The 12,829-nt window shown below is 72.1% G+C and carries 10 protein-coding genes, 1 tRNA gene and 1 pseudogene; 8 read left to right on the forward strand and 4 right to left on the reverse strand.

The genetic code is table 11. The annotated features are described in order from the left end of the window. Positions 1-21 precede the first annotated feature (21 nt). Positions 22-435, reverse strand: a complete 414-nt coding sequence (locus AB0O00_RS04805; RefSeq protein WP_030056266.1) for an SsgA family sporulation/cell division regulator — start codon at positions 433-435, stop codon at positions 22-24. A gap of 478 nt (positions 436-913) precedes the next feature. On the opposite strand from AB0O00_RS04805, the gene AB0O00_RS04810 reads away from it, so the two are divergent. After that, positions 914-985: transfer RNA gene (locus tag AB0O00_RS04810), tRNA-Val, on the forward strand. 66 nt (positions 986-1,051) lie between these two features. Here AB0O00_RS04810 and AB0O00_RS04815 read toward each other — a convergent pair. Next, positions 1,052-1,819 carry an exonuclease domain-containing protein gene (locus tag AB0O00_RS04815; RefSeq protein WP_363648665.1) on the reverse strand — a complete coding sequence of 256 codons (768 nt, stop codon included), beginning with the start codon at positions 1,817-1,819 and terminating at the stop codon, positions 1,052-1,054. 142 nt (positions 1,820-1,961) lie between these two features. Here AB0O00_RS04815 and AB0O00_RS04820 point away from each other — a divergent pair. The 4 genes and pseudogenes from AB0O00_RS04820 to AB0O00_RS04835 form a co-directional block, all read left to right on the forward strand. Then, positions 1,962-2,513: pseudogene (locus tag AB0O00_RS04820) on the forward strand (DUF4365 domain-containing protein); the annotation flags it as partial. Positions 2,514-2,547: 34 nt separating this feature from the next. Next, positions 2,548-3,711 carry a hypothetical protein gene (locus tag AB0O00_RS04825; RefSeq protein WP_363648666.1) on the forward strand — a complete coding sequence of 388 codons (1,164 nt, stop codon included), beginning with the start codon at positions 2,548-2,550 and terminating at the stop codon, positions 3,709-3,711. Positions 3,712-3,807: 96 nt separating this feature from the next. Further along, complete coding sequence (gene thrS / locus AB0O00_RS04830; protein ID WP_363648667.1) at positions 3,808-5,787, forward strand: threonine--tRNA ligase; 1,980 nt, start codon at positions 3,808-3,810, stop codon at positions 5,785-5,787. 130 nt (positions 5,788-5,917) lie between these two features. Continuing rightward, a complete protein-coding gene (locus AB0O00_RS04835; protein WP_363648668.1) occupies positions 5,918-6,478 on the forward strand; it encodes an HIT domain-containing protein in 561 nt (186 codons plus the stop codon). 66 nt (positions 6,479-6,544) lie between these two features. Here the strand turns inward: AB0O00_RS04835 and AB0O00_RS04840 are convergent, their stop codons facing one another. Beyond that, positions 6,545-8,194: a hypothetical protein gene (locus tag AB0O00_RS04840; protein ID WP_363648669.1), complete on the reverse strand. Its 1,650-nt coding sequence runs from the start codon at positions 8,192-8,194 to the stop codon at positions 6,545-6,547. Positions 8,195-8,398: 204 nt separating this feature from the next. Here AB0O00_RS04840 and AB0O00_RS04845 point away from each other — a divergent pair, with 204 nt between their 5' ends. Then, positions 8,399-8,827 carry a DUF393 domain-containing protein gene (locus tag AB0O00_RS04845; RefSeq protein ID WP_363648670.1) on the forward strand — a complete coding sequence of 143 codons (429 nt, stop codon included), beginning with the start codon at positions 8,399-8,401 and terminating at the stop codon, positions 8,825-8,827. On the opposite strand, the gene AB0O00_RS04850 is transcribed toward AB0O00_RS04845, so the two are convergent. Beyond that, complete coding sequence (locus AB0O00_RS04850) at positions 8,815-10,863, reverse strand: elongation factor G-like protein EF-G2 (protein ID WP_363648671.1); 2,049 nt, start codon at positions 10,861-10,863, stop codon at positions 8,815-8,817. The two genes, AB0O00_RS04845 and AB0O00_RS04850, sit on opposite strands and share 13 nt — an antisense overlap. 255 nt (positions 10,864-11,118) lie before the next feature. Between AB0O00_RS04850 and pgsA the strand changes: the two genes are divergently transcribed. Together pgsA and AB0O00_RS04860 are read left to right on the forward strand one after the other, a co-directional pair. Beyond that, positions 11,119-11,766, forward strand: a complete 648-nt coding sequence (gene pgsA / locus AB0O00_RS04855) for a phosphatidylinositol phosphate synthase (protein WP_329925087.1) — start codon at positions 11,119-11,121, stop codon at positions 11,764-11,766. 16 nt (positions 11,767-11,782) lie between these two features. Continuing rightward, complete coding sequence (locus tag AB0O00_RS04860) at positions 11,783-12,793, forward strand: phosphatidylinositol mannoside acyltransferase (RefSeq protein ID WP_363648672.1); 1,011 nt, start codon at positions 11,783-11,785, stop codon at positions 12,791-12,793. Positions 12,794-12,829 lie beyond the last annotated feature (36 nt).

A 12,829-nucleotide genomic window follows, 5' to 3' on the forward strand; every position in this document is an offset into this window, starting at 1 on the left:
GTGACCGCCTCCGGGCGGGAATCAGCTTTCGGCGAGGATGTGGGACAGCTCCCGGTCGAGGTCGAAGTGGCGGTGTTCGGTGCCGGGCGGCACCGCGGCGTCCGTCCGCTTGAGGAACGACTCAAGCGCCCGGGCCGGGGCCTCCAGCAGGGCTTCTCCTTCCGGAGAGCTCAGTGCGATGCAGACCACCCCTTGCCCGTGGCTGCGCGACGGCCACACTCGGACGTCGCCGGTACCGGTGGGTCGGTGCAGCCCCTCCGCGAGGAGATCTCGGGCGAACACCCACTCCACGGTCTCGTCGGCGCCCGTGTGGAACGTGGCGTGCACGGCGTAGGGGTCGGCGGTGTCGTAGCGCAGGCCCGCGGGGACGGGCAGTGAGGACTCGCTGGACACGATGAGGCGCAGGTGCAGCTCGCAGCTGACCGTGGTGTTCATAAGCGCCATGGCCTTTCGCTCAGTGTGCGCTCGGGGAATCGCACGTCGGCGAACGGACCATCCCACCTCCAAGCCCGATGTAAACCCCTCTGTCCTGATTGAGGGCCGAGTCGTACCCCTTACGGCGCATTGCGGAATCTTCCCCGAGTGCCCCGGCCCGGCATTACCGGGCCACTTCTCGGTTGTTTCCCGGCATGACTGTGCGAAACGACAAGACCGGTGGGAACGCGGGAACGGGTGAAGCGATCATGTCGAGCGGCCCCGGCCGGCCTCGCCGTCGTGGTCCTCGGTGTGATCATGCTGCCGCTGTCCGGCCCCGGGTCCGCCGCCGGAACCTCACGCGGCTGGTACGTCGCGCGCTACGGACCGACCGTCCCCCGGACGGCGGACGGGAGCCGGGCCGCTCCGGGGGCGGGGCCCCTGCCGGGCAGGGTGTTCGGACCACCCTCCGGGATGCGGTAATGTTTTCCCTGCACCCGGGCGATTAGCTCAGCGGGAGAGCACTTCGTTCACACCGAAGGGGTCACTGGTTCGATCCCAGTATCGCCCACCGGACAGCATGCAGGCCCTGATCGGGAAACCGGTCGGGGCCTGCGGCGCGTTCGGGGCCCAACCGCTACGCCGCCGCCTCGCAGCCGTGCTCCGGCTCCAGCCGCCGGCCGCACCCGCACCTGGCCGGCCGCAGCGGCCAGGACAGGTCCACCCGCTCCGGCGTCCCGGACCGGTCGAACCAGTTCTGCAGCCCCCGCGCCTGCGCCGCGTGCCAGATCGCCTGCCGCAGGTGCAGCTCCGCCGCCGTGAGCCCGCCCAGCGCCGCCGGGTAGCGGGCACCGATCGTCCGCGTCAGCGCCAGCGCCGCCGAGGCGTCCGCCGCCGCGTCGTGCGCGCCCGCCAGTTCGACGCCGTAGTGCGCGCACAGGTCGGTCAGCGTCCGGCGGCCCTTGCGGTAGCGGTCCACGTGCTTGTCCAGCACCCGCGGGTCCAGCACCACCAGGCCGGCCGCGCCCAGCCCGCCCGGCAGCGAGAGGCCGTGGTGGCGCCGCAACTCCCGGTCCAGCAGCGTCAGATCGTAGGGCGCGTTCATCACCACCACCGGGCGCCCGGCCCTGGCCTGGGCGGCCAGGGCCCTGGCTATCTCCGCCACGACGGTGCGGGCCGGCCGGCCGTGCGCGCGCACGTGCTCGTCGGTGATGCCGTGCACCGCCCGGGCGCCGTCCGGGATGGGGACCCCGGGATCGGCCAGCCAGGTCTCGGTCTGCACGGGTGCGCCCGGGGCGAGTTGGACGACCAGGGCGGCCGAGACGATCCGGTCGTGTTCGACGTCCACGCCGGTGGTCTCGGTGTCGAAGGAGGCGAGTGGGCCGGTGTACCAGTAGTGCTGCATGACTGCCCCTCAGACGTGCGGTCCGCACCCGGTTGATACCCGGTTCTGACGCCCGCTCAACCGTTTGGCGCAGGCCGGGCCGGGGATCCTGGCCTTGGGCCGCTGCCCAGGGGTTGGCGGGCCCGGGGGGAGGTTGGGGGCGATGGCGCTGACACAGCCGCAGCCCGACGAGGCGGCGGCGGTCCTGCGGGGGAACCTCGCGGTCACGGCCTGCATGGAGACGCTGCAGGTCGGCTACCTGCACGCGGTCGCCGCGGCGGCCGGCTGCTCGCTCTCCCAGCCCTTCCCGGACAACGGCATCGACTGGCAGGTCAGTCACGGTTCCCGGGCGCACGAGGTCGACGACGAGGTCACCATCAAGATCCAGCTGAAGGCGACCCAGCAGATCGCGCCCGACCCCGCCGGCCCGTTCTTCAGCTTCACCCTGGACAACGACCACCTGCGCAAGCTCGCCCGGGCCCGCGTCGCGGTGCCCCGGATCCTGGTCGTCATGCTGCTGCCGCGCCGGGTCGACCACTGGCTGGCGGCCCGGCCGGACGCGCTCGAACTGCGGCACTGCTGCTACTGGGTCAACCTGGCCGGCCACCCCGTCACCGGGCAGCGCCGCACCAACGTCCGGGTGCCCACCACGAAGGTCTTCGACGACCGCGCGCTGTGCGACATCATGGCCAGGGTCGGCGCGGGCGGCAGCCCGTGTCGGCCCGGCCCGGCTGGGAGGAGCCGCACCCATGACACCACCCCACGCACCGGGCGAGCCCGACGCCGCCCTGCCCGACCCGGCAAACGTCGACCCGGCGGTGCTCGCCACCCTGCTCGCCCGGCACGGCTGGGTGCGGCGCGGCGGCCCCGCCGCCCGGTACGGCCGCTGGACCTCGCCGGACGACGACCCCGGCACCAGCCTGCTCGTCCCCGCCGGCGACGGCTTCGACGACGCGGTCGAACTCCTCGCCGACGCCGTCACCGCCCTCTCCCGCTCGCACAGCCCCTCCGCCCGCTCGATCCTGCTCGCCCTCGCCGTGCCCGGCGACGAGCTGCGCTGGCACCGCGACCTGCCAGGACCGGCCGGCACCGCGCCCTGGGAGGACACCGAACGGCTCGGACGGGCGGCACGCGACATGCTCGCCGCCGGGGCCAAAGCCGGCCGGACCAGGGCCGCCTACTACGGCGCCCGGCTGGACACCTGGGCCGACGACTTCCTGGACCGCGTCCTGGTCGTCGACCAGGGCGCCGGCCTCACCGTCTACACCCCCGCCCCCGAGGGCCGCGCCGCCGTCACCACCCTCGTCCGCGCGCTGGAGGCGCTGCGCGACGCCGTCGACTACCGCCGGGTCAGCGGCGGGCCCGAGGCCTTCGAGAACGCCGTCCAGGCCGGGGTCAGCCGCGAGCTCGTGCAGTCGGTCGAGGAACTCGTGCGCGGTGCGACCGCCGCCCGGCTCGCCGTCGCCTGGTCGGCCGCGGCCGGGACGCCGGGCGGCTTCGGCGAGCGCCGCGTCGTCCTCGACTTCTCGCCCGGCGACCTGCCCGCCCTGGCCGAGGCCGCCGAACTGCTGGAGCGCATCGAGCCCGCCGTCGCCGTCACCGTCGTCGGCGTCGTCGTCCGCCTCAAGCGCGCCGACCCGGCCGGCCCCGGCACCGTGCGGCTGCGGGTGCTCGGCGGCGCCGAGGTCCGCGAGCTCAAGGTCCGGCTGCCCGACCCCGACTACCGGCTCGCCGTCGAGGCCCACCTGGCGGGCGTCCCGGTGCGGGTCGGCGGCCGGCTGGAGAGCCGTGGCGGCTTCCGTCGGCTCACCCGGCCGCACGGCCTTGAGCTGTGCGGATGGGAGGAAGGGGACCGCGAGCGGCTGCTCAAGGGACTTCAGGACGGGCTTCACGACGTGGGAGAAAGCACCTAGATCGCCGTCGGTGAACGGCGGGGGCGGTGCTCTCGGTACCATCGTCACGCGCAGCGCAGTGTTGCGTCCTCTAATCCAGCACGTCAGGAGAGACCGGTGACGGACGTCCGGGTAATCATCAGCCGCGAACCCGATCGGGAAGAGCGCGTGGTGACGACGGGCACCACGGCCGCCGAGCTCTTCGCCGACGACCGCTCCATCATCGCCGCCCGCGTCGGCGGCCAGCTCAAGGACCTCGCCTACGCCGTCCAGGACGGCGACGAGGTCGAGCCGGTCGCGATCGACAGCAAGGACGGCCTGGACATCCTGCGCCACTCCACCGCGCACGTCATGGCCCAGGCCGTGCAGCAGCTCTTCCCCGAGGCCAAGCTCGGCATCGGCCCGCCGGTCAAGGACGGCTTCTACTACGACTTCGACGTCGAGAAGCCCTTCCACCCCGATGACCTCAAGGCCATCGAGAAGAAGATGCAGGAGATCATCAAGCGCGGGCAGAAGTTCTCCCGCCGCGTGGTCACCGACGAGTCCGCCCGCGAGGAGCTGGCCGCCGAGCCGTACAAGCTGGAGCTGATCGGCCTCAAGGGCTCCGCCGCCACCGCCGGCGAGGGCGCCGACGTCGAGGTCGGCGCCGGCGAGCTCACCATCTACGACAACCTGGACGCCAAGACCGGCGACCAGTGCTGGGGCGACCTCTGCCGCGGCCCGCACCTGCCCAGCACCCGGCACATCCCGGCGTTCAAGCTGATGCGCAACGCGGCCGCGTATTGGCGCGGCAGCGAGCGCAACCCCATGCTTCAGCGCATCTACGGGACCGCCTGGCCGAGCAAGGACGAGCTGAAGGCCCACCTGGACTTCCTGGTCGAGGCCGAGAAGCGCGACCACCGCAAGCTCGGCAACGAGCTCGACCTCTTCTCCATCCCCGAGGAGATCGGCTCCGGCCTCGCCGTCTTCCACCCCAAGGGCGGCATCATCCGCCGCGCCATGGAGGACTACTCGCGCAAGCGGCACGAGGAAGAGGGCTACGAGTTCGTCTACACCCCGCACGCCACCAAGGGGAAGCTCTTCGAGAAGAGCGGCCACCTCGACTGGTACGCGGACGGTATGTACCCGCCCATGCAGCTCGACGAGGGCGTGGACTACTACCTCAAGCCGATGAACTGCCCGATGCACAACCTGATCTTCGACGCGCGCGGCCGCTCGTACCGTGAACTGCCGCTGCGCCTCTTCGAGTTCGGGACGGTGTACCGCTACGAGAAGTCGGGCGTCGTGCACGGCCTGACCCGCGCCCGCGGCTTCACCCAGGACGACGCGCACATCTACTGCACCCGCGAGCAGATGGCTGACGAGCTCGACTCGACGCTGACCTTCGTGCTCAACCTGCTCCGCGACTACGGTCTGACCGACTTCTACCTGGAGCTGTCGACCAAGGACCCGGTGAAGTACGTCGGTAGCGATGAGACCTGGGAGGAGGCCACCGCCGTTCTGGCTGCCGTGGCCGAGAAGCAGGGCCTGCCGCTGGTGCCGGACCCGGGTGGCGCGGCCTTCTACGGCCCGAAGATCTCGGTGCAGGCGAAGGACGCCATCGGCCGTACCTGGCAGATGAGCACCATCCAGCTGGACTTCAACCTGCCGGAGCGCTTCGACCTGGAGTACACGGCGGCGGACGGTTCGCGCCAGCGGCCGGTCATGATCCACCGTGCCCTCTTCGGTTCGATCGAGCGCTTCTTCGCGGTGCTGCTGGAGCACTACGCCGGCGCCATGCCGCCGTGGCTGGCCCCGGTCACCGTCACCGGCATCCCGATCACCGACGAGCACGTGCCGTACCTGCTGGAGGTCGCGGCCGAGCTGAAGAAGCACGGGATCCGGGTCGAGGTGGACACCTCGGACGACCGCATGCAGAAGAAGATCCGCAACGCCCAGAAGACCAAGGTCCCGTTCATGCTCATCGCGGGCAACGACGACGTCGAGGCCGGGGCCGTCTCCTTCCGCTACCGCAACGGCGAGCAGAAGAACGGCGTGCCCCGTGACCAGGCGATCGCCGAGATCGTTGACGCTGTGGCGCGCCGCATTCAGGTGTGACGCATTCCCCGCCTGTGCGGGGGTGATCCGAACGGTGTGCCGGTGGCCGAGGCAGTCCACGAGGCTACAGCGCGGGGCAGGCTCCTGAGGAGTCTGCCCCGCGCGGCTTTGCAAGCACCCTCGGGCGAATATGCTGATCAGCATGACGACTGAGCCGGAACTGCAGCGGGGCGTCGGTGAGCCGGACGGCTTCCGCCGCCTGTGGACCCCCCATCGGATGGCGTACATCCAGGGTGAGAACAAGCCCACCGGCCCGGCTCCGGACGACGGTTGCCCGTTCTGCTCGATCCCGTCGCTGAGCGACGAGGACGGGCTGGTCATCGCGCGCGGCGGCTCGGTGTTCGCGGTGCTGAACCTCTACCCGTACAACGGCGGGCACTTGATGGTCGTCCCGTACCGGCACGTCGCGGACTACACCGACCTGGACGCGGCCGAGACCGCCGAGCTGGCGGACTTCACCAAGAAGGCGATGACCGCGCTGCGGGCCGCCTCCGGCGCGCACGGGTTCAACATCGGGATGAACCAGGGTGCGGCGGCCGGTGCCGGGATCGCGGCGCACCTGCACCAGCACGTGGTGCCGCGCTGGGGCGGGGACACCAACTTCATGCCGGTGGTGGGGCACACGAAGGTGCTGCCGCAGCTGCTCGCGGACACCCGCAAGATGCTGGCCGAGGTGTGGCCGCAGGATTGATCGCAGGACGTCGAGGGCCCGTCACCGAGAGGAATCGGCGACGGGCCCCTTCGCGTCGTGCGTCGGTCAGCCGGCGTCGAACTGGTCGACCTTGTACGGCCGGGTGCCCTGCGCCTCGGACTTGATGATCGAGGCGCGGTTCTTGAAGAAGCGCTCGGTGTCGAGGTCGTGCTCCTCCAGGAACTCCAGCGTGGCGGCGTGGACCGCGCTGAGCACCGGGACGGAGGCGTTGAGCGCGTTGTCCGTCATGAACCGGCTGCTCCACGGCGGGTTCGCCCAGGCGTGCCGGAAGCCGAAGGGCTCGGGCAGGGCGATGCCGCCGCCGAGCCAGGCGAGCAGGCCGGGGACGCGGACGAGAGGGGCGCGCAGCGCTTGGCGCACCACTTCGTCGTTGTCGATCAGGGGGAGCTGGACGGTCCGCTCCTCCCAGAACTTGCCGGTCTTCTGGATCGTCTTCTCCTTGGGGGCGGGCTTGTCCCCGAAGATGCCGGCGACCGGGCCGAGCGCGTAGCCGGCGACCGTCACGGTGAGGGTGTTGGCGAGCAGGGTGACGGTGACGGTGAAGGTGATGATCAGCTTGCCGTCGAAGGTGATGAACTGGGTGGCGAGGTAGTGCCGGGCGCCGCCGCCGGAGAAGGTCTGCTTGTCGGCGATGGTCTGGACGGCGAAGTCGCGCATCCGGTCGCCGTCCATGTCGGCGCCCGCGGGGCGGGAGATCTCGTCGGCGTTCTCGCCGACTTCGAGCACCGCCCACTGCTTGATCGAGACGTTGGTCATGCCGCTGTTGGCGACCTCGCTGATCGAGAGGCCCTTGAGGTGGGCGCCGATCTTGCGGACGAGGTCCCAGGGGTGGAAGGCGCGGAAGTCGGCGTGGCCCTCGGCGGGGCGCAGTACGTCGACGAGGCGCCATTCGCCCCAGCGGCGTCCGACGCCGAGGATGCCCTTGGGGCCGGCGTAGTGCTGGACGTTGGTCTCCTGCTCGGCTTCGAGGCGGCCGAGCTTGTCGCGCAGGTCGGTGGCCTTCTTGTCGAGGTCGTCGCGGGGGACGGCCTTGGCGACGCTGGCGGCGACGGCGTTGCCCTCGACGAGGGCCTGCCAGCGGTCGCGCAGTTCGCGGGTGGAGCGCAGGACGATGCGTTTGGCGAGGAACCAGCCGATGACCGGGGCGATCATGGTGATGCGCAGGTAGAGGCCGAGCATTCCGGCGGCCGGGGGGCGCAGGGCGAGGAGGACGGCGACGGCGCCAGCGGCGAGGAGGGCGAGGCCACCGTAGACCTCGTTCTGGCGGGACTTGTCCTTGAGGAGCCAGGCGCGGAGGTAGAACGCGGCCAGCCAGATGAGGGTGCCGGGCAGGGCGAGGACGCCGAAGACCACGGTGATGGTGGTGAGTTGGCGGTCGCGGTTGGCGCGGTACTCCTGGGCGGCGAGGCAGTGTTCGACGATCTGGCGGGTGTCGGTGCCGAAGGAGGGCACGATGGGTTTGCGGGTGGCGCCGAGGGCCCGGGCGATCACGGCGGCGCTGAAGGCCTCGCCGAGATTGGCGCGGAACAGCCGGAAGCGGAACTTCTTGTACGTTCCGGCGCCGATCTTCTCGATGAACGGCTCGATCTCGCCGTCGCGGTAGGCGGCGGAGGAGAGCGCCTGGGTGACGGCGGTCTGCGGGCCGGCGTCCGTCCGGGGTATCTGCGCACCCGGGGTCATGTCGAGCGTGGTCACGGTGGCGTCCCCTCCTCCCCTTGTCAGCGGCAGGTTACCGTGCCGCGGTGGTGCTGCGCGGATGATCGTCTGAAGTACCGTCACGATCGGGCCGCGTTGGTCCGACAGGCATGATGCCCAGCTTCGCGGGTGTCGATACCCGGTGGTGGCCGTCCGGTGGGGCGGGTGGAGGATGATCGTGACTGCGGTGGAAGGGGTTGTGTCGTGAAGGATCCGGTGCTGGTCTTCGACGGGGACTGCGCGTTCTGTTCGTCGTGCGTGGGGTGGGCGGAGCGGTACCTGCGGCAGACGCTGGCGTCGGGGGGCTGGGAGGCGGTGCCGTTCCAGTTCGCGGATCTGGCGGCGCTGGACGTGCGGGCCGGCGGGTCGGGCGAGGTCACCTGGGAGCGTGCGGAGCGCGAGGTGCTGTGGGTGACGCCGGCGGGCCGGGTGTACGGGGGTGCGCAGGCGGTGGCGCGGCTGCTGATGCGGTCGGGTGGCGCGTGGGCGTACCTGGGTGCGCTGTTGACGCTGGCTCCGGTGCGGCCGGTGGCGGGTGTGGTGTACCGGTGGGTGGCGAAGAACCGGCACCGGATGCCGGGTGGTACTCCGGCGTGCGCGCTGCCGAACCGGGGGGTCGTTCAGTCGTCGTAGCGCTCGGCGATCGCGGCGGGCATGGGTTCGTGCCGCAGGTAGGCGCGGGTGAACTCGGCGGTGCCGTGGGTGAGCGAGCGCAGGTCGACGGGGTAGCGGGTGAGTTCGAGCTCGGGGACTTCGGCGCGCAGCAGGGTGAGTCCGGGGCCGGCGTTGTCGGTGCCGAGGACGCGTCCGCGGCGTGCGGAGAGGTCTCCGAGGACGGCGCCGAGGTAGTCGTCGGGGAGCAGCACGCTGACGGCGGCGACGGGTTCGAGCAGGCGGATCACGGCGTGTTCGGCGGCGTCGCGCAGGGCGAGGGCGGCGGCGGTCTGGAAGGACGCGTCGGAGGAGTCGACGGAGTGGGCCTTGCCGTCGGTGAGGGTGACGCGGACGTCGACGAGCGGGTGGCCGGTGGCGACGCCCTTGGCGAGCTGGGCGCGGACGCCCTTCTCGACGGAGGGGATGAAGTGCTTGGGCACGGCGCCGCCGACGACGTGTTCCTGGAACTCGAAGCCGGAGCCGGCGGGGAGGGGTTCGACCTCCAGGTCGCAGATGGCGTACTGGCCGTGGCCGCCGGACTGCTTGACGAGCCGGCCGTGGCCGGCGGCGGCGCTGCCGAAGGTCTCGCGGAGGGCGACCTTGGGTTCGACGGTGTCGACGTGGACGCCGTGGCGGGTGCGCAGGCGGTCGAGGACGACGTCGGCGTGGGCCTCGCCGGTGCACCAGAGGACGAGCTGGTGGGTGTCGGGGTTCTGTTCGAGGCGCAGGGCCGGGTCTTCGGCGGTGAGGCGGGTGAGGGCCTGGGAGAGCTTGTCGTCGTCGGCCTTGCTGTGGGCTTCGACGGCGATGGGCAGGAGGGGTTCGGGCAGGGTCCAGCCGTCGAGTTCGACGGGGTGGCCGGGGTCGTGGACGGTGTCGCCGGCGCGGGCGGTGGTGAGTTTGGCGGCGCAGACGAGGTCGCCGGCGACGGCGTGCGGGACGGGGCGCTGGAGTTTGCCGAAGGGGCTGCTGAGGGCGGTGACGCGTTCGTCGCCGTCCTGGTCGGCGGTGTGGGCGGGGCCGGTGAGGTGGATGCGGGTGTCGGGGCGCAGGGTGCCGGCGTAGAGGCGCAGGAGGCTGACGCGGCCGACGTAGGCGTCGCCGGTGACGCGGACGACCTGGGCGGCGAGGGGGGCGTCGGGGTCGCAGGCGGGGGCGGGGCGGGTGCGTTCGGTGGGGTCGGGGAAGGTGTGGGTGATGAGGTCGAGGAGTTCGGCGGCGCCGAGGCCGTTCTCGCTGGTGGGGACGGCTGGGTGGAGGGTGCAGGCGAGGACTTCGCGGCGCATGCCGGCTTCGAGGGCGTCGGTGTCGAGGGGGTCGCCGGCGAGGTAGCGCTCCATGAGGGTGTCGTCCTGGCCGGAGATGGCTTCGACGAGGCTGTCGCGGGCGGGGGCGGTGTCGGGCAGGGGGGTGGCGTCGCCGTAGGTCTGGCCGGTGAGGAGGTCGACGCTGCCGTCGGGGTGGCCGTCGTGGAGGACGGGCAGGAACAGCGGGCGCAGGGTGTCGGGGCCGAGGCCGAACGCGTCGTGGCAGGCGGTGAGGATGTCGTCGAAGCCGGTGCGGGCGAGGTCGAGTTTGGCGACGGCGATGGCGCGGGGGATGCCTTCGGCGGCGCATTCGCGCCAGAGGGCGCGGGTGGGGGCGGTGACCGGGTCGGTGGCGGAGACGACGAAGACGGCGGCGTCGGCGGCGTGCAGGGCGGCGCGCAGGTCGGCGGCGAAGTCGGGGTGGCCGGGCGGGTCGATCAGGTTGATCTTGGTGCCGCGCCATTCGAGGGGGAGCAGCGCGAGCTGGACGGAGCGCTGCTGCTGGTGCTCGATGTCCTCGTGGTCGGAGACGGTGGTGCCGTCGGCGACGCGGCCGGCCCGGCCGGTGGCGCCGGCGGTGAGGGCGAGGGTTTCGGCGAGCGTGGTCTTGCCCACACCGCTGCAGCCGATGAGGACGACGTTGCGCAGGTCGCGGGGGCCGGTGACGGCGGGGGCCTGGCCGGCTCGTGCGGTGCTGCGGTCGGGCATCGGGGTCTCCTCCCGTGGCGCCGAGGCTGTCTTTCGAAAGTCTAGGGTCGGGTCTCGCCCGGGCGCGTGTCGTGCGGGCGGCCGGTTGTCGTACGCGTGTGCGGGTCGGCCGGTGCTCCGTCGGGCGGTGCGTGCGCCGGAGCGTGTCGTCGGCGTGGCTACGATGGGTGCGCCGGGCGGGCTGATCCGTCCGGTCGTCTGCTGCGCGTGTTGCGCCAGGCGGGTACCAGGGAGATCGGAGCGGTCGGGAAGGCCATGCTCAACAAATACGCGCGTGCCTTCTTCACACGTGTCCTGACCCCGTTCGCCGCGTTCCTGATCCGGCTGGGCGTGAGCCCGGACGCCGTGACGCTGATCGGTACCGCCGGCTCGGTGGCCGGTGCGCTGGTGTTCTTCCCCCGCGGGGAGTTCTTCTGGGGCACCATCACGATCACGCTGTTCATCTTCTCGGACCTGGTGGACGGGAACATGGCGCGCCAGCTGGGCCGGAGCACCAAGTGGGGTGCGTTCCTGGACTCGACGCTGGACCGGGTCGCCGATGCGGCGATCTTCGGCGGTCTGGCGATGTGGTACGCGGGCAAGGGTGACAACAACCTGCTGTGCGCGGTGGCGATCGTGTGCCTGGCGAGCGGGCTGGTGGTGTCGTACACGAAGGCGCGGGCGCAGAGCCAGGGCCTGCCGTGCGACGTGTCGGGGCTGGTGGAGCGGGCCGAGCGGCTGGTGGCCAGCCTGGTGGCGGCCGGGGTCGCGGGTCTACACGAGTTCGGGGTGCCGTACGTGGAGTGGCTGCTGCCGGTGGCGCTGTGGCTGGTCGCGGTGGGCAGTCTGATCACGGTGCTGCAGCGGATGCTGACCGTGCGCCGCGAGGCGTTCGAGGCCGACCGCGTGGCGGCCGGGAGCTGATGGGGGGCGTCCTGCGGTGACGGACCGACTGGTGTACTGGGCCTACGCGCTGGGCTGGGCGGTGCTGAAGCACCTGCCGGAGCGGGCGGCGCGGGGGCTGTTCGACCGGCTGGCGGACTACGCGTGGCGCAAGCGCGGCAAGCGGGTCCTGCAGCTGGAGGCGAACCTGCGCCGGGTCCGTCCGGGGCTGGACGAGGCGGCGCTGCGGGCGCTGTCGCGGGCCGGGATGCGCTCGTACCTGCGGTACTGGATGGAGTCGTTCCGGCTGCCGGTGTGGAGCCGGGAGCGGGTGGCCAGGGACGTGCAGGTCGAGGGTTTCGAGCACCTGCGCGGGGCGCTGGAGGCCGGCCGGGGCGCGGTGATAGCGCTGCCGCACATGGGCAACTGGGACCTCGCGGGCACCTGGGTGGCGCAGCAGGGCCACCCGTTCACGACGGTGGCGGAGCGGCTGAAGCCCGAGCGGCTGTTCGACCGGTTCGTGGAGTTCCGGGAGGGCCAGGGCATGGAGGTCCTGGCGCTGACCGGTGCCGGGGTGAACGTGATCGGCACGCTGGCGCGGCGGCTGCGCGAGGGGCGGCTGGTGTGCCTGGTGGGGGACCGGGACCTGTCGGAGGCGGGCATCGAGGTGTCGTTCTTCGGCGAGGCGACGCGGATGCCGGCCGGTCCGGCGGCGCTGTGCCAGCGGACCGGGGCGGCGCTGCTGCCGGTGACGCTCTGGTACGACGGGCCGGTGCTGCGGGCGCTCATCCACCCGGAGGTGCCGGTGCCGGCCGCGGGCGACCGCAAGGAGCGGACGCTGGCGATGACGCAGGCGATGGCGGACGTGTGGGAGCGGGGCATCGCCGAGCACCCCGAGGACTGGCACATGCTGCAGCGCTTCTGGCTGGCCGACCTTCCGGTCCGTGAGACGGTTGGGGACACTGCAGGGGAGACGACGGGGAAGCAGGCGGGGGAGCGGGTGCGCCCGGTGCGCGAGGACGCGCCGGAGCCGGCCGGCGAGCCCGCGGCGGAGGCGACCGGGTCCTGAGGCCGGGCCCCCTGCCGTACCGGAGCACGCGAAGGA

It is taken from the genome of Kitasatospora sp. NPDC093558 (assembly GCF_040683475.1).
GTDB lineage: Bacteria > Actinomycetota > Actinomycetes > Streptomycetales > Streptomycetaceae > Kitasatospora.